The 16,225-nt window shown below is 64.8% G+C and carries 13 protein-coding genes; 8 read left to right on the top strand and 5 right to left on the bottom strand.

Translation table 11 applies throughout. From position 1 onward, the window contains the following. Window positions 1–14 precede the first annotated feature (14 nt). Genes NQ034_RS13895 through NQ034_RS13870 form a run of 6 tightly spaced genes read left to right on the top strand, consistent with a single transcriptional unit; the run spans window position 15 to window position 7,646 of the window. Window positions 15–1,640: an ABC transporter substrate-binding protein gene (locus NQ034_RS13895; RefSeq protein WP_257049558.1), complete on the top strand. Its 1,626-nt coding sequence runs from the start codon at window positions 15–17 to the stop codon at window positions 1,638–1,640. Continuing rightward, a complete protein-coding gene (locus NQ034_RS13890) occupies window positions 1,637–2,590 on the top strand; it encodes an ABC transporter permease (protein ID WP_257049557.1) in 954 nt (317 codons plus the stop codon). The genes NQ034_RS13895 and NQ034_RS13890 overlap by 4 nt, the downstream gene beginning before the upstream one ends. Further along, on the top strand, window positions 2,590–3,447 hold the full coding sequence (locus NQ034_RS13885; protein ID WP_257049556.1) for an ABC transporter permease: 858 nt from the start codon (window positions 2,590–2,592) through the stop codon (window positions 3,445–3,447). Before NQ034_RS13890 ends, NQ034_RS13885 begins: the two co-directional genes overlap by 1 nt. Beyond that, a complete protein-coding gene (locus NQ034_RS13880) occupies window positions 3,444–5,315 on the top strand; it encodes a gamma-glutamyltransferase family protein (RefSeq protein WP_257049555.1) in 1,872 nt (623 codons plus the stop codon). Before NQ034_RS13885 ends, NQ034_RS13880 begins: the two co-directional genes overlap by 4 nt. Before the next feature lie 5 nt (window positions 5,316–5,320). Next, window positions 5,321–6,964: a dipeptide ABC transporter ATP-binding protein gene (locus NQ034_RS13875; RefSeq protein WP_306428324.1), complete on the top strand. Its 1,644-nt coding sequence runs from the start codon at window positions 5,321–5,323 to the stop codon at window positions 6,962–6,964. Continuing rightward, window positions 6,957–7,646 (top strand): GntR family transcriptional regulator, encoded by a 690-nt coding sequence (locus NQ034_RS13870; RefSeq protein ID WP_257049552.1) that lies wholly within the window; start codon window positions 6,957–6,959, stop codon window positions 7,644–7,646. The genes NQ034_RS13875 and NQ034_RS13870 overlap by 8 nt, the downstream gene beginning before the upstream one ends. 34 nt (window positions 7,647–7,680) lie before the next feature. On the opposite strand, the gene NQ034_RS13865 is transcribed toward NQ034_RS13870, so the two are convergent. The 3 genes from NQ034_RS13865 to NQ034_RS13855 all read right to left on the bottom strand — a co-directional run bounded on the left by NQ034_RS13865 (window position 7,681) and on the right by NQ034_RS13855 (window position 9,627). Next, window positions 7,681–8,088 (bottom strand): carboxymuconolactone decarboxylase family protein, encoded by a 408-nt coding sequence (locus NQ034_RS13865; RefSeq protein WP_257049551.1) that lies wholly within the window; start codon window positions 8,086–8,088, stop codon window positions 7,681–7,683. Between the two features lie 93 nt (window positions 8,089–8,181). After that, window positions 8,182–8,859 carry a cyclase family protein gene (locus tag NQ034_RS13860; protein ID WP_257049586.1) on the bottom strand — a complete coding sequence of 226 codons (678 nt, stop codon included), beginning with the start codon at window positions 8,857–8,859 and terminating at the stop codon, window positions 8,182–8,184. 87 nt (window positions 8,860–8,946) lie between these two features. Further along, entirely contained in the window at window positions 8,947–9,627 is a 681-nt protein-coding gene (locus NQ034_RS13855; RefSeq protein ID WP_257049550.1) for a FadR/GntR family transcriptional regulator, read from the bottom strand. Between the two features lie 169 nt (window positions 9,628–9,796). Here NQ034_RS13855 and NQ034_RS13850 point away from each other — a divergent pair, with 169 nt between their 5' ends. Together NQ034_RS13850 and nhaC are read left to right on the top strand one after the other, a co-directional pair. Next, entirely contained in the window at window positions 9,797–11,260 is a 1,464-nt protein-coding gene (locus NQ034_RS13850) for an alpha-L-fucosidase (RefSeq protein ID WP_257049549.1), read from the top strand. Next, window positions 11,257–12,801, top strand: coding sequence for a Na+/H+ antiporter NhaC (gene nhaC / locus NQ034_RS13845; protein ID WP_257049548.1), 1,545 nt, complete (start codon window positions 11,257–11,259; stop codon window positions 12,799–12,801). Before NQ034_RS13850 ends, nhaC begins: the two co-directional genes overlap by 4 nt. A gap of 91 nt (window positions 12,802–12,892) precedes the next feature. Here the strand turns inward: nhaC and NQ034_RS13840 are convergent, their stop codons facing one another. Continuing rightward, the gene (locus tag NQ034_RS13840; protein WP_257049547.1) at window positions 12,893–14,074 is read right to left on the bottom strand and encodes an aminotransferase class V-fold PLP-dependent enzyme; all 1,182 of its coding nucleotides are present in this window, start codon (window positions 14,072–14,074) and stop codon (window positions 12,893–12,895) included. A 72-nt stretch (window positions 14,075–14,146) separates the two neighbouring features. Then, window positions 14,147–16,063: an IlvD/Edd family dehydratase gene (locus tag NQ034_RS13835; RefSeq protein WP_306428323.1), complete on the bottom strand. Its 1,917-nt coding sequence runs from the start codon at window positions 16,061–16,063 to the stop codon at window positions 14,147–14,149. Window positions 16,064–16,225 lie beyond the last annotated feature (162 nt).

Raw genomic sequence — 16,225 nt, 5'->3', positions numbered from 1 at the left:
CCTAGGAGGAAACTGTGATAAAACGACTCATCACTGCAGGTGTGGCAGTGGGAACGGTGATGGTCATGCTCACCGGCTGTGTTCCCGTCCAGCCCATGCAGGACCCGCCGGACCGTCCAGACGTCACCTCGGTGACCCTCGACGGCAAGAAGATCAAAGAGGGCGGCGACCTGAAGATGGCGTTGTCCAGCGAGCCGGACAAGCTCGACCCGACGACCTCGTCATCGCTCTACACCCGCTATGTCATGCAGACGATGTGTCAGAAGCTCTACGATATCGACGCCCGCGGTGAGCTCGTTCCACAGCTGGCCACGGCTCTGCCGAAGTCCGAGGACGGCGGTAAACGAGTGACCATTCCGGTGCGCACCGACGCGAAGTTCGCAGACGGTACCGCGTTCAACGGGCAGGCGGTCAAGACCACCCTGGAACGTGGTATCAATCTGAAGAGCTCGAAGCGGAAGTCGGAGCTCGGGCCCATTTCCAAGATCACCGCTTCCCCTGACGCGGTCGTGATCGATTTCGAAAAGCCCTATGCGCCATTCGCCGCCGCTCTGGCGGATCGCGCCGGCATGATCATGTCGCCCAAAGCGCTGGCCGATCAGGGGGAGGACTTCAGCAACAACCCCGTGTGCGTCGGCCCCTTCAAATTCGCCGAGCGGATTCCGCAGACTTCCATCAAGGTCGTGCGCGATCCGTTGTATTACGATGCGCGGCACGTTCACCTGGATTCGGTGACCTACCAGATCATGACCGATGCGAACATTCGAGCAGCCAATATCCGTTCGAAAGACGTGCAGGTGGCGGATACGATCTCCCCGCAGGACATCGACGCTCTGCAGAAGGAGGGTATCGGCACTCTGCAGGTCGGTTCTCTGGGGTACCAGGGTGTGACCGTGAATATCGGTAACCAGGACGGAGTCGGCCAACCCGCGAAGCAAATCGACTCGCCGATGGCCAAGGACGTGCGCGTCAGACAGGCGTTCGCCAAAGCCATTGATCGTCCCGCGTTGACCAACGCGGTGTTCAACGGCTGGTATGAGCCGGCTTGTTCGTTCATGCCCGCGAACTCGCCCTTCAGCTCCCCGGAGGCACAGCAGTGTGTCGGGCACGATCCCGAGGGCGCGAAGAAGCTGTTGAAGGAAGCGGGTGTCTCCCTGCCGATGAAGATCGAGATCAAGGTCTCGAACGCGCAGGACACCCTCCGATATGCGCAGGCGCTGCAAGCCCAGGTCAAGGATGCCGGATTCGACCTCAAGGTGACTCCAATGGAGTACACCGCGCTCTTGGACGCCCAGGACAAAGGCGATTTCGACCTCATCTACTTGGGCTGGTCGGGCCGGATCGACCCGAACGACAACAGTGCCAAGTTCTTCCAGACCGGGGGCGGAAACAACTACGCCGGGGTGTCCGATGGGAAACTCGATGAACTTTTCGATCGGGCGGCCTCGCAGGGGGAAGACAAGCAGCGTTCGGCCACCTACGGGCAGATCGTAGAGCGTCTCAACAGAGTTCTCCCGACGGTCTACCTGTACCGCCAGCGCAACCTCACCGCTTATACGAATGATGTCGCGGGCATCGACGTGTACTCCGACGGCGTCGTCCATCTGTCGAATGCGGCCTTTGTGGAGGATGAAGCATGATCCGATTCATCGCCACCAAGGTTCTTCAATCACTCATAACCTTCATCATCTCCGCGGTCCTCATCTTCGCCGGGGTCAGGGCTCTACCCGGCGATCCCGCATTGGTGATGGCAGGAGAAGACGCCACCCCGGATCAGCTTGCCCAGATTCGGGCCGATCTGGGCCTGGACCAGCCAATGGTGATTCAGTTCTTCCACTTCATGGGCAATATCTTCACCGGAGACCTGGGGACCTCGACCAGGACCGGGCAGACCGTCGTGCATATGATCTCCACGACCCTGCCGGTGACTCTGTGGTTGGCGGCCTATGCGGTGATCGTCGCAGTCGTCGTCGGCATCGCCCTGGGCATGATCGCGGAGCGGTTCCGCGGCCGCTGGCCTGAGGGAGTCGCCAACGTGGCAGCCCTTTTGGGCCTGTCGATCCCGAATTTCTGGTTGGGCCTCCTGGCCATTCTCCTCCTGGCCGTCACTTTGAACTGGTTCCCCGCATCCGGGTATGTCGCGATGACGGAGAATCCGCTTAAGTGCATCTACTACCTGACTTTGCCGGCGGTCATCCTGGGCGTCACCCTGGCCGCAGTCGTCACCCGTCAGACTCGGGCGTCGATGATCGAGACGATGTCCACGGACTATGTGCGCACGGCCCGGGCCAAGGGGCTGCACCCGGCACGGATCCTCTTCCGTTATGGGCTGCGGAACTCCTTGACCGTGTTGGTGACGATCATCGGACTGCAATTGGGTGGGCTGATTTCCGGAGCCGTGGTGACCGAACGGATATTCGCACTGCCGGGAATCGGCAAGCTCACCCTTGACGCGGTATTCAGCCGTGACTATCCGGTGATTCAGGCAGTCGTCCTGGTCATCACGATCTTCTACATCGTGATTAACCTGGCAGTCGACCTGCTGTACTCCGTTATCAATCCGCAGATCCGCGTGGGAGGCGGTCGTTGATGAGCACTACGAAGACCAAGAGGAGCTTCCTGCGCAAGCTGTTGGGCAATCCGCTGGGCTCGATCGGCGCGGTGATGGTCCTCATCGTCGTGATCGTGGCAGTGCTCGCGCCTCTGCTGGCGCCACATGGTTTCGCGCAGACGAACTTCAGCGTACCCTTCCAGATTCCGTTCACCCAGGGGTATCCCCTGGGCACGGACGACCTGGGTCGCGACATCGCCTCGCGCCTGTTCTACGGGGTGCGAGCTTCCTTGGAAGTCGGCATCCTGGCTGTGGCAATGGCCGTGGTCATCGGCACTCCATTGGGCCTGTTGTCGGGATACTGGCCCAAGGCGGATGCGGTCATCGCCCGATTCACCGATGTGGCGCTGGCCTTCCCCTTCCTGATCATCGCGGTCGCCTTCGCCGCCATTGCCGGCGCCAGCCTGCAGAATGCGGCTATGGCCCTGGGGATTGCGCAGATTCCGACTATCGTCCGCGTGGTCCGTGGTGAAACCCTGCGGATCAAGCAGATGAACTTCGTTTCCGCGGCGGTCGCCACCGATGCCTCGCCGCTGAAGATCATGTTCACCCACATCCTGCCCAACTGCGCCAGCGCGATCATCGTCCAGGCGACCGTCATCCTGCCCACGGCGGTAATCGGCGAGGCGATGCTGTCGTTCCTGGGGTTGGGGATCCAGCCGCCCGACCCCAGCCTGGGCATCATGCTCTCCGATGCCCAGCAGTACATCTACCGAGCGCCGTTTGCAGCGGTGTTCCCTGGCCTGGCAATCGTCTTCATCTGCCTGGCCTTCAACCTCTTCGGCGATGCTCTGCGCGATGCGCTGGATCCGAATGCGCGAAAGGAAGCCAAATGACCTACACAATGCCCGATGAGTTCACCACCCGCCCCACTCTCAAGGGCAGTTTCGGCATGTCCGCGTCGACGCACTGGCTGGCTACGGCCAGCAGCCAGGCGGTGTTGGAGCGCGGGGGCAACGCCTTCGACGCCGCGGTCGCAGCCGCCTTCGTCCTCCACGTGGTAGAACCACATCTCAATGGTCCGGGTGGGGATATGACCGGCGTCTTCGTTACCGCCGAGGCGCCGTCCGAGCCAGTGGTCATGAACGGGCAGGGGCCAGCACCGGCCGCTGCGAGCATCGAATCCTACACCGCTATGGGTGTGACCCTGGTGCCGGGAGCCGGCGCTCTGGCGGCCGCAGTGCCCGCAGCGGTGGACGCATGGCTGAAGTTGCTGGAAGAGCACGGTACCTGGGAACTGTCCGATGTGCTGTCGTACGCCATCCACTACGCTGAGGCCGGCCATCCGATCGTCTCCCGGGTGTCCAGCACGATCGCCTCGGTCAAGGAACTGTTCGCCGAACACTGGCCGAGTTCTGCCGCGCACTGGCTACCCGCCGGCGAAGTGCCCGAGCCGGGCACCGTGATGCGCAATCAGGAGTATGCGGATGTGTTGCGCGGCCTGGTGGGGGCGGGGTCGGCCGCAGCGACCAGGGAGGAGCGGATAGCCGCGGCACGTGCCGAATGGCGGAGCGGACGCGTCGCTCACGCGATCGCCGAATTCGTCACGGTTCCGCACCGGCACGCAGATGGCAAGGACCACCCCGGTGTCATCACCTACCAGGATCTGGTGGACGGCCACGCGGAGTTCGAACCCGCTGCCACTGCGACCTTCCGCGGTTACACCATTGCCAAGACCGGTCCGTGGGGCCAGGGCCCCATGCTGCTGCAAGCATTGAAGATCCTCGAGGGATTCGACGATGAGAGGTTGGATCCGTCGACCGAACTCGGTGCCCACACCATTCTCGAAGCCCTCAAGCTCGCCTTGGCGGACCGCGATGTCTACTATGGCGAGGCGGCCGCACGTGATCCGCAGCTTCTGGCAGATCTGCTGTCCGATGAGTACGCGGCCGAGCGTCGCAACCTCATCACCGACACCGCCAGTGCCGAATTCCGTCCGGGTAACCCCGGTGGCCGCACTCCTGTGTTCATGCCGCCATTGGTGACTGCGGAGGAATGGGCGGCCTCGGACGCCGGCCGTGCGGCAACCGCGGGAGTCGGCGAGCCAACGGTCGAACGTGCCACGACCTCGGCCGGCGGAGCCGCTGAGGGCGTGACGGATCCGAACGGAGAACATCGCGGCGACACCTGCCATCTGGACGTCGTCGATCGTTGGGGCAATATGATCTCTGCGACCCCGTCCGGTGGATGGCTGCAGTCCTCGCCGGAGATTCCCGGGCTGGGCTTCTGCCTGGGAACCCGGCTGCAGATGACCTGGCTGGATCCCGAATCGCCCTCGGCGCTGGTTCCGGGGGACCGTCCCCGGACTACGCTGACCCCCACTCTGATCCTCAAGGACGGGGTGCCCGTCTACGCGCTGGGTTCACCCGGTGGCGATCAGCAGGACCAGTGGCAGCTGTCCCTGATCCTGCGCCTGCTGGTTGGCGGTTACGAACCGCAGCAGGCGATCGATGCTCCGATGATCAACACCTCTGCGATGCCCGGATCGTTCTATCCCCGTATCTGGACGCCGGCCGGGGCCGAGGTCGAGGACCGGCTGGGCGAGGACGTCATCGCGGGGCTCGCCGCTCGCGGTCATGCGGTACATCGCGCAGGGGACTGGGCCCTCGGCCGACTGTCCTGCGTGGGCATCGACCCGGCCACCGGGGTGTATCTGGCCGGAGCGAACCCACGGGGCGCCCAGGGATACGCGGCGGGGCGATGAAAGCGATGAGCGAATACGTACTCGAGGTCGAGAACCTCGAAGTCTCCTACGGATCGACCCCTGTGCTGCACGACGTCAGCTTCACCCTGGCACCAGGGGAACGTCTGGGCATCGTCGGCCAGTCCGGATCGGGGAAGTCGACCACTGTTAGCGCGGTGCTGGGCTTGCTGGCCGGTAATGGCCGGATCACCCAGGGGCGGATCCGCTTCGCCGGCGAGGACATTACGAATGCGCCGGATAAGGCGATGCGGCCGTTGCGCGGGACGCGCATCGCCCTGGTCCCCCAGGATCCGATGTCGAATCTCAATCCGACGATGCGCGTCGGCGAACAGATCGCCGATGCGCTGCGTGCCTATGGGATGAGTGATCGAGCGGAGATCGAGCGATCCGTGGTCCGGCTGATGACCGAGGCGGGGATCCCAGACGCCGAGCGGCGCCGGAAGCAGTACCCGCACGAGTTCTCCGGAGGCATGCGGCAGCGCATTCTGATCGCGATCGCCTTGTCGGGTGAACCCGACTTGCTGGTGGCGGACGAACCGACGTCCGCCCTTGACGTGACAGTGCAGAAGCAGATCCTCGACCATCTGCAGAAACTGGTGAGCGAACGCGGTACCTCCTTGCTGTTCATCACCCATGATCTGGGCGTGGCCGGGGACCGGACCGATACGATCCTCGTCATGCACAACGGTCGAGTGGTGGAACGGGGGACTCCACGGCAAGTCCTCCTCCAGCCCGAGGACGACTACACCCAACAGCTGGTCGCAGCGGCACCCAAACTCACGCCCCTGACGGGGGAGTCGACTCGGGTCGATGCCGCGGCAGCGGACGCCGGCTCCGCAGCGGACGCGGCCTCGGCCGCTGCTGTGGAACCAGTCGTCGCGGTCGAAGATCTGACGAAGATCTATCGGCTGCGGGGAGCCGCCGGCTCGGTGACCGCGGTGGACCACGTGTCCTTTACCGCCGACCGTGGCCAGACCACGGCGATCATCGGCGAATCCGGGTCCGGAAAGTCGACTATTGCGAAGATCCTGTTGGGTCTGGAAGAAGCGACTTCGGGTGAGGTTTTCCTGGGCGGGCACCCGGTCCGGACTAAGAGCCGCAGCGAACGGCGCGTGCTCAAACGCTTCGCCCAGCCGGTATTCCAGGACCCGTATTCCTCGCTCAATCCAGCATGGTCGATCGGGGCGATCGTGGCCGAGCCGCTGAACGTGTTCGGCATCGGAACCAAAGCGGAGAGGAAACGGCGAGTCGCCGAGCTCTTGGACCAGGTGGCCCTGCCGGCAGACACCATCGAACGGCACCCCTCCGAATTGTCCGGAGGTCAGCGGCAACGTGTCGCGATCGCCCGTGCGATCTCCTCGCAGCCGGAACTGTTGATCTGCGATGAGGCGGTGTCGGCGCTGGACGTCCTGGTACAGGAACAGATTCTGGACCTGCTGCAGAACCTGCAGGCGGAACTCGGGCTGTCCTGCCTGTTCATCACACATGACCTGGCAGTCGTCGCGAACTTCGCTCAGCACGTCGTCGTATTGCAGCACGGAAAACTGATCGAAACGGGCGAAACCGCGCAGGTGATCGCGCATCCGGCCGAGGAATACACCCGGCGTTTGATCGAAGCCGTGCCCGGTGAAGAATTCACCCATGCGTGATTCTCTTGCCGAACAACTGACCGAACAGTTGCGGCGTGCCATCATATCGGGTGAACTGCAGCCGGGAACCCGTCTGACGGAGAAGGCCCTGGGGGAACGCTTCGGCGTTTCCCGGGTGCCGATCCGGGAGAGTCTGCGCACGCTGACTGCGGACGGGTTCGTGGAATCGCGGGCTTATGCCGGATCCACCGTGAGCCGCCCGCCGGCCGATGAAGCGGAGGATCTGTTCGCAGTGAGGATCGTGCTGGAATCGACGACCGCGCGGCGCGCAGCCGAACGCGCCGCGCGGCAGTCGGCGAACGGCGCGCCGGAAGTCGGCTGGTTCGACATCCGAAAACAGTTGGCCGAGGTGCTGCAAGCAGGTGACACGGCCATTGCGGAACACGACTATCGGAGGTTGGCCGAGCTGAATATGCGCTTCCACCTCCTGATCGCCGAACTCAGCGGCAGGGAGACCCTGACGGCTCTGCTGCGACAGATATCGGGCAAATTGGAATGGCTTTACGCCCTGACGGTTGAACATCGCGGGATCTCCTCTTGGGAGGAGCATCGGCCGATTCTGGCGATGATCGATGCCGGCCAGGCTGGAGAGGCGGGTGCAGCACTGGGCGAACATGTGCAGCGCTCGCGCGATTCCTATCTGACACTGGTGGCCCAGGGGAGCGCAATGGACCACGAATGACCGGGACGGAGCGACTCCCTCCGCCGAGACTCCCTCAGCAGAAGGCCTCGTCGACGGGCACCTGCAGGCCGATCGCCAAACGGTTCGTCTTGTTCGCGGCCGCGACGATCGCCTGGAGTTCTGCGAGCTGTTCGTTCGTCGCGCCCTTGGACTGGGCGGCGGCGGTATGGGACCGGACGCAGTAGGTGCAGTTGTTCGTGCTGGAGACCGCGACGTAGATCAGTTCCTTGACCAGGGGGTCGAGGCTGGTGCCGGGGCCCATGAGCTCCTTGAGTTCGCCCCAGGTGCGCTCCAGGTTCGCCGGGTCGTTGGCCAAGACGCGCCAGAAGTTGTTGATGAAGTCGGTGTTGCGGGTAGCACGGATATCGTCGAAGACGGCCCTGGCGCGCGGGTCAAGGTCGGCATCGTCGAGCAGCGGGAGAATGGGTGAATACTGTTCCATCGAGGGCTCCTTCGTCACACGGGAATGGGTAGTCGGGTCCAAAGTGCGGCCCAGTCCAACGGTACTGCAGTCCGGCGGCTGGGGCCGGGCGCTTCAGCTGTTGGGCACGAAGGCGAAGACACGGGTCGGGAAGTCGGTGCCGCCGACGATTCGCGGCACTCCCACCGCGATGACGGCACCGGTGGCCGGCAGCTGGTCGACGTTGATCAGGTTCTCCAGATGCCACAGCCCGGCCGGGTGGGTGACCTCGCGGTGCACGGGGAAGTGCGGCATATCGCCGGGGTCGATCCCCAGTGTGTCGACGCCCAGGCCCACGACGCCCCGCTCCACCAGGATCCGGGAGGCCTCGATGCCGAAGCCGGGGAACTTCAGATCATCGGTGGTCTCCGATCCCGCGTACTTGAGTTTGTCCGCATTGTGCCTGGCCCACCCGGATTCGATCAGGACGGCGGTGCCGGGCTGGATCGGGCCGTTGGCTTCCTCGAAGGCGGCGATGTCGGCGGGTTCGACGATGGCGTTCGGGTTCTCCTCGGCCTTGTCGCGGATGTCGATGACTGCAGCGGCCAGGACCAGTTCGTCGATGCCGATGGTCGAGGTGTCCGCCCCGCCTGGGACGAAGTGCTCCGGTGCATCGAAGTGGGTGCCCGCATGTTCGAACGTGGTCACCAGGCGGGCATGGTAGCCGTCGGTGTCATGGTGGACGGCGTCGGTGAATTCCACGGCCGGCGCGCCGGGCCAGATGACGGAATCCGGACCAAGGGCCTCGGTCAGGTCGACTAGGTGGAAACCGTGGGTGAAGTTCGCGAAGGCGGCGTCGCGGGCCGCGCGGCCGTTGGCGTTCGTCCGGAGTGGTTCCGATCAGTTCGGTTCGGGCTTGATCGTGCGCAGCCACAGCGATGTCGAATCGACATGACTGTGCATGGCCGACATCGCGCCCAGCGCATCGTGCTCGACGATCGCGCGCACGATCGCGCGGTGCCCGATCAGGCTCTCCAATGCGGCATCGGCATTCGCGATCATGTTGTAGTGGCGGCTGCGCGACCGGATCACCTGGGCGATCGTCGCGGCCGATTTGTTTCCCGCGGCATCGCAGATGAGCGCGTGGAACTCCTCGTCCAGATCCTGCTTGTGTTCCCTGTCCGCGCTCGCGGGGACCTCCATTTCGGCCAACAGGCCGCGCAGCCGGAACACGAGCTCCTCATCGGCCAGTGTGGCCGCCTGGGCTGCGGCCTGCGCCTCGAGCGCCTTGCGGATCTCCAACAACTCGATCAGCCCGTCCAGCGGCACGACGTCGACGGTGAAGGCCAGGCCCTTGAGCAGCTCACTGGGCTGCAGGCTCGACACATAGGTACCGGAACCGTGTTTGACCTCGATCAGCCCGTACCCCTGGAGTTCGCGCAGGGCCTCGCGTAGCACGCCACGGGACACACTCAGCTGTTCGCACAGGCGCGGTTCGGCCGGCAGCTTCTGCCCGGGAGACAGTCTGCCCAGGGAGATCTCCGAGCGGAAGTAGTCGATGACGGGGGATGACTGGGTCATACTTCAAGGTTACCTTTGATCGGCTCTGTGCTCGCCGGAATGGGGGACTGAACCAGCATATTCCGGTGAGTCATCAGATGAATTCGAACGATCAATTTGCGATAACCCTCACACTGGCGTAGTTTTCCGTGGTGTACCTAACAGAGACATAGGATGTATTGGGGAGTTAATGACCGACGACAACTTGGCCGGTTTCGACGCGGTACTGCCGCAGAGCTGGGCCGACATCGATGCCCGCCCGCTGCCCGGCTGGTATCCAGGGGCGAAGTTCGGCATCTTCATCCACTGGGGCGTATTCTCCGTGCCGGCCTGGCGGACGCTGAAGAATGAACAGTTCGGGTCCTACGCCGAGTGGTACTACGCCAGCGTCTACGGCAAGTACCGAAATGCGGACACGGGCTTCCACGACGCCATGTTCCCCGGCCGGGACTATCACGATCTGGCCGAGGGCTTCGGCGCCGAACTGTTCGACCCACATTCCTGGGCGGAGCTCTTCCGCCGGGCCGGCGCCCGTTATGTGGTGCTGACCTCGAAGCACCACGACGGCTTCTGCCTGTGGCCCACCGCTAACCGGCACAAGACCGAATGGAACGCCGGCGCCATCGGCCCCAAGCGGGATCTGGTGGGTGATCTGAGTGAGGCGGTGCGCGAGGCGGGCCTGAAGATGGGGCTGTACTATTCGATCCCCGAATGGGAGACGAACACCTCGCACCGGATGAATGGCGAGCACTTCATCCCCAAGGCCGACGCCGAGCGCTACGGTATTCCCGAGGCCGACTACCCGCGTGAGATCCTGCACCAGCAGTGGGTCGAGTTCAATGAGCGCTACGCACCCTCTGTCATCTACACCGACGGCGGAGAATGGGACTTCCCGGAGGAATACACCGACACCCGCAGGATGCTCACCTGGCTCTACACGCAGGCGCCCAATAAGGACGAGGTCGTCGTCAACGACCGTATCCACGTGGGCATGCCCGGTATCCACGGCGACATCTACTCCACCGAGTACCAGGATGTCGAGGGCTTCGGGCAGACCCACCCCTGGGAGGAGTCCCGCGGGATCGGCGGCTCCTACGGCTTCAACCGCGCGGAGAACATCGAAGACTACGCCTGTGCCGCGGAGCTGGCGACGATGCTGGCGCGCACTGTGGCCGGCGGCGGCAATTTCCTGCTCAATGTGGGCCCCACAGCCGACGGCCGGATCGACAACGTCCAGCAGGAACGGCTGCTCCAGCTGGGCGCCTGGTTGGAGACGGCCGGGGCCGCGATCTACGATTCGCAGCCGAGCCCAGACGTTCACGCGGCACCCGGGACGGGTGTCGAGGGTGCCGGGGCCGAGGCCTCGGCCCGGGGAGAGGTCTTCGTCACCGCAGCGGCCGGCAACCGCTATGCAATTGTGCCCGGCCGGCCGGCCGAGGTCGCGCTGACGGTGGAGCCGGGGACCTCGGTCACCGGCTGGAAACTGCTGGGAGCCGAACCGGATGCCGCGCAGCAACTGCTCGACGTGCGGGTCGACCAGGCGACGGGGGAGAAGGGCAGCGTGACCATCCGGCTGAGCCCCGCCGCCCGGTGGACGGCCTCGGCCAGCGAGCCGATGCCGCTGGTAATCGAACTGGAGGTGGATGAAGCATGACGGGGAAGCCTAACCAAGTGGACGCCGCGCCGGGCCCTCAGCCGGAACCGGGGCAGGACGCCGCACGCACAGTCAAGACGCCGGGGCTGCTGCTCGCGCTGTCCCCGCTGCTCGTCATGTTCGCGGTGATCGTCGGCGGCGTGGTCTGGTTGGACCTGCGGGTCGAGGTGCTGCTGCTGATAGCGGCGGCCTACGCCACGGTCCTGGCCCTGTGCCTGGGGCACAAATGGCAGGAGATCCAGGACGAATGGGTGGTGAAGTTCTCCAAGGCCTTCCCCGCGATCCTCATCGTCCTGTGCGTGGGCGTGGTAATCGGGTCCTGGGTGGTCAGCGGCACGATCCCGCTGCTGGTCTACTTCGGTATCACCGTCATCAGCCCCAAGTTCATCATCGTCACCGCCTTCCTGGTCACGCTCATCCTGTCGGTGGCAACCGGCACCTCCTGGGGTTCCGTCGGCACGGTGGGCGCCGCCTTCATGGGCGTGGCCGTGGCGATGGGCGCGCCGCTGCCGGCCGTGGCCGGAGCCCTGGTATCCGGCGCGTACTTCGGCGATAAGATGTCGCCGCTGTCCGACAGCACCAACCTGTCCGCGGTCGCCGCGGGGGTCAACCTGTACAAGCACATCCAGCACCTGATGCTGACCACCGGCCCCGGCGCCATCGTGTGCATCATCGTCTACACGATCGCGGGCTTCTGGTCGGCCGGCAACGCACCGGCGAACGCCGGGGACATGGGCGAATTCCTGGGTCAGCTGCAGGGCCTGTTCCATATGAGCATGCCGGTGGCGCTGTTGCTGCTGGTGCCCGTGGCGATCATCGTGGTCGGCTCCGTCATGCGCCTGCCAACGGTGCCGGTCATGCTGGTCTCGGCCGCATCCGCCGCAGTGCTGGCGGTGACGGTGCAGGGCTTCAAGCTGCAGGACACGATCGAGGCCCTGATGTCCGGATTCACGCTGGACATGTTCGCCTCATCGGGCAACACCTCGGTGGACACCTCGAAGCTGGTCGAGGCGATCCCCACCCTGTTGGAGCGCGGCGGAATGGAGTCGATGACGAATATCTTCATGGTCGTCGTCTGTGCCTTCGGGTTCGTCGCGGCCCTGACCGTTTCCGGGGCCCTGGACGTGGTGATGGCGGCGCTCATGAAGATCGTGCACACCAACGGCCAGCTCATCCTGGTCACGGTGATCGGCGGGATCGTGCTGATCGCGGCGACCGGGACCTCCACCGTGTCCTTCCTGATCCTGGGCGGGATGCTGCGCCAGGAGTACATCAAGCGGGGTCTGGAGGCCAGGAACCTGGGACGGACCATGGAGGATTCGGTCACGGTGGTCGAGCCGATCATCCCGTGGACCCTGGCCGGTGTGTACATGGCGTCCGCCCTGGGTGTGCCGACCCTGCAGTACGCGCCGTGGGCGATCCTGTGTTATTCCGGCGTGTTCTTCGCCCTGCTCTGGGGCTTCACCGGCTGGTTCGTCTCCAAGATCACTGAGAAGAGCGATGACTGGGAGGAGTACCAGAAGGTGCTGGCGCGCAGCTAAGCCTGCTGCAGCCATGAAAACACGTCGTTCCCCCGGAGACACGCTTCTATAGCAGTGTGTTTCCGGGGGAACGACGTGTTTGGGAGTGGGGTCAGGAAGCAGTCAGTCCCAGGCCGTCCAGCGCGTCCTCCAGGCGGCGGACGGTGCCGTCGACGTCGCCCAGCTTGTCCAGGCCGAACAGGCCCAGCCGGAAGCTGGCGAAGTCGGGCCCCTCATCGCACTGCAGCGGCACGCCCGAGGCGATCTGCAGACCCACCTTCTTGAACGCCGCACCGGACTGGACCTCGGCAGCGTCCACCGGCAGGCCCGAAGCATAGGCGACGACCACGCTGGGAGCCGCGAAGTCATCGGCCGCGACGGAATCGATCCCGCGCGCCTTGCACACGCCGCGCACCCGTTCGCCCAGCTCCGCCTGCGCCGCGGCGAGCTTGTCCAGGCCGAAGCGCTCGGCCTCCAGCATGAGTTCGGCATTGTGCGCCAGAGAATCCGTGGGCATCGTCGCATGGTACGGCGTGCCACCGGAGACATAGGAGTCGGCGATCGACAGCCACTTCTTCAGATCGATGGCGAAGCTGCTCGACTCGCTTGATTCCACGGCAGCGCGCCCTGCCTCACTGAGCATGACGTAGCCGGCGCAGGGCGAACCGGACCAGCCCTTCTGCGGCGCGCTGATGAGCACGTCCACGCCCAGTTCGCGCATCGAGGCCCACGTGGCACCCGATGCCACACAGTCCAGCACGAACAGGCCACCCGCCGCGTGGGCCGCCTGGGCCAATGCGCGGATGTAGTCATCGGGCAGGATGATGCCCGCAGCGGTTTCCACATGCGTGGCGATCACGACGTCGGGGCGGCCGGCCTCGATCGCGGCGACGACCTGGTCGACCGGGGTGGGCGCCCAGCCTGCGTGTGGGTCATCGGACACCGGGGCGGCCTTGAGGACCTCGGTCGCAGCGGCGATCTTCCCGGCTTCCAGGATCTGGCTCCAGCGGAAGGAGAACAACCCATTGCGCTGGATCAGCACCTTCTTGTCCGTCATCAGCTGTCGGGCAACGGCCTCCATCGCATAGCTGCCGCCACCGGGTACGATCGCCGCGGCATCCGCGTCATAGGCGGACTTCAGGATCCGGATGATGTCCTGCATGACGCCGGTGAAGCGCTTGGACATGTGGTTGAGCGAGCGATCGGTGAACACCACCGAATACTCCAGTAGACCGCCCGGATCCACATCATCGTGCGGCAGGCGGGTGGGCTGTGCTGGTGCGTTGTCTGTCATTTCCTCTACCTTCGTGGACTGCTCTAAGGACGTGCGCGTACTCGGACCGGTGTGCCCGGGGCCGTTTCGGACTCAGTGGTTCTGCCGTGGGACCGGCCCTGTCTGAGCCAGCCGCTGGTACTTCACCGCCGGCTCCAAGACCATTCCATCACCCAACTGGGACACCATGGAACGCTGGATCTCCTGCCATGGGGTCTGGCTGGCCGGATAGGAGTATCCGCCGGCGGCATCGAGTAGGACCTTGCGCTCGCGTAGTTCGGCGGCGTCGACCAGCAGGTCGACCCGGCCGGCGCCCACATCCACGCGCAGCCGGTCGCCCGTGCGGACCACGGCCAGAGTCGCCCCGGGGGCCGCGGCCTCGGGCGAACAGTTCAGGATCGACGGCGAGGCCGAAGTCCCCGACTGCCGGCCGTCGCCGATGCACGGCAGTACATTGATACCGGCGTTGATGAGCCGGGCCGGCGGATGCATGTTGACGACCTCGGCCGCGCCCGGATAGCCGATCGCGCCCGTGCCGCGCATGATGAGGATCGAGTGCTCGTCGATGTCAAGGTCCTCATCGTCGATCCGGGCCTCGTAGTCCTCTGGCCCGTCGAAGACCACGGCACTGCCCTCGAAGGCATCGGGATCGTCCGGATTGCGCAGATAGCGCTGGGTGAATTCCTCCGAGGCGACGGACAGTTTCATCACCGCATTGTCGAACATATTGCCCGTCATCACCTGGAAACCGGCCGCGGGCACCAGCGGGTCGGCCACCGTGCGGATGACCTCGCGGTCGATCACCTGCGCATCCCGGCAATTCTGGCCGATGCTCTGGCCGTTGACCGTGGGTGCGTCCTCGTGGATCAGGCCCGCGGCCATGAGTTCATTGACCACGGCCGGCACGCCGCCGGCGCGGAAGAACTCCTCGCCCAGGAAGCGCCCCGCCGGCTGCATGTCGACGATGCAGGGGATGTCGCGCCCGTAGTGCTGCCAGTCCTCGAGCGTCAGATCCACGCCCACGTGCTTGGCGATCGCGATCAGATGCCAGGGGGCGTTCGTCGACCCGCCGATCGCACTGGTCACGCGGATGGCGTTGATGAAGGCCTCGCGCGTCATGATGTCCGATGGCTTCCGGTCCGCCAGCACCATCTCCACGATCCGCTTGCCCGTCTCATAGGCGATCGTGGGCCGCTGCTGGTAGGGCGCGGGAATCGCCGAACACCCCGGCAGGCTCATGCCAAGGGCCTCGGCCACCGCGTTCATCGTCGAGGCGGTGCCCATCGTATTGCAGTGCCCGATCGAGGGCGCCGAGGACGTCACCATCGTCTGGTATTCCGCCTTGGAGATCTGGCCGGCGGCGTACTGCGCCCTGGCCTCCCACAGGATCGTGCCAGAGCCCATCCGCCGGCCCTTGTGCCAGCCGTTGAGCATGGGCCCGCCGGAGAGCACGATCGCCGGGATGTTCATGGTCGCGGCCGCCATCAGCTGCGAGGGCGTGGTCTTATCGCAGCCGGTGGTCAGCACCACGCCGTCGATCGGATAGCCGTGCAGGGTCTCCACCAGGCCCAGATAGGCCAGATTCCGGTCGAGCGCCGCGGTGGGGCGCCGGCCCGTTTCCTGGATCGGGTGGACGGGGAACTCGAAGCAGATGCCGCCGGCCTCCCTGATGCCCTCCCGCACGCGCTTGGCCAGGTCCAGGTGGTGGCGGTTGCAGGGGCTGAGATCGCTGCCGGACTGCGCGATGCCGATGATCGGCTTGCCGCTTTGCAGTTCGTCGGCCGACAGCCCGTAGTTCAGATAGCGCTCCAGCGAGGTGATGGTCGAGTTCGGATCGTCCGGATTGTCGAACCATTCCTGACTGCGCAGCCGCAGCTTCGGATTGCGCCTGTGCAGGTCCGCCTCCGTGATCCCCGTGCGCTCATCCGTGCCGGTTGGTGCGTCTGCGCGTCTTTGCGCGTCGCCGGTGTCCATGCTGAAATCATCGCCCTTCCATGACAGGCTGGTCATCGTGAGTAATGAGAATCACGCTAACAGATAGCACGGACGTTGATACTTGTAGGGATGGTTTCCATCCAGGGTGTGACCCAGGCACTGACTGGCCACCACAGTGTGTGCCTTTGCCGTGATCTGTCCACCCACCAGGGAATCATCGAGTGTCCCGACCGGACG

This window comes from Brevibacterium moorei (assembly GCF_024580735.1).
Lineage (GTDB): Bacteria > Actinomycetota > Actinomycetes > Actinomycetales > Brevibacteriaceae > Brevibacterium > Brevibacterium moorei.
Note: the sequence above shows the minus strand (reverse complement) of the source record. Positions and strands in the feature narration are given on the sequence as shown.

Excerpts from the sequence above, each read along its gene's own strand:
- NQ034_RS13890 (WP_257049557.1), top strand. The coding sequence starts at position 1,637 with ATGATCCGATTCATCGCCACCAAGGTTCTTCAATCACTCATAACCTTC.
- NQ034_RS13885 (WP_257049556.1), top strand. The coding sequence starts at position 2,590 with ATGAGCACTACGAAGACCAAGAGGAGCTTCCTGCGCAAGCTGTTGGGC.
- NQ034_RS13880 (WP_257049555.1), top strand. The coding sequence starts at position 3,444 with ATGACCTACACAATGCCCGATGAGTTCACCACCCGCCCCACTCTCAAG.
- NQ034_RS13875 (WP_306428324.1), top strand. The coding sequence starts at position 5,321 with ATGAGCGAATACGTACTCGAGGTCGAGAACCTCGAAGTCTCCTACGGA.
- NQ034_RS13870 (WP_257049552.1), top strand. The coding sequence starts at position 6,957 with ATGCGTGATTCTCTTGCCGAACAACTGACCGAACAGTTGCGGCGTGCC.
- NQ034_RS13865 (WP_257049551.1), bottom strand. The coding sequence starts at position 8,088 with ATGGAACAGTATTCACCCATTCTCCCGCTGCTCGACGATGCCGACCTT.
- NQ034_RS13855 (WP_257049550.1), bottom strand. The coding sequence starts at position 9,627 with ATGACCCAGTCATCCCCCGTCATCGACTACTTCCGCTCGGAGATCTCC.
- NQ034_RS13850 (WP_257049549.1), top strand. The coding sequence starts at position 9,797 with ATGACCGACGACAACTTGGCCGGTTTCGACGCGGTACTGCCGCAGAGC.
- nhaC (WP_257049548.1), top strand. The coding sequence starts at position 11,257 with ATGACGGGGAAGCCTAACCAAGTGGACGCCGCGCCGGGCCCTCAGCCG.
- NQ034_RS13840 (WP_257049547.1), bottom strand. The coding sequence starts at position 14,074 with ATGACAGACAACGCACCAGCACAGCCCACCCGCCTGCCGCACGATGAT.
- NQ034_RS13835 (WP_306428323.1), bottom strand. The coding sequence starts at position 16,063 with ATGACCAGCCTGTCATGGAAGGGCGATGATTTCAGCATGGACACCGGC.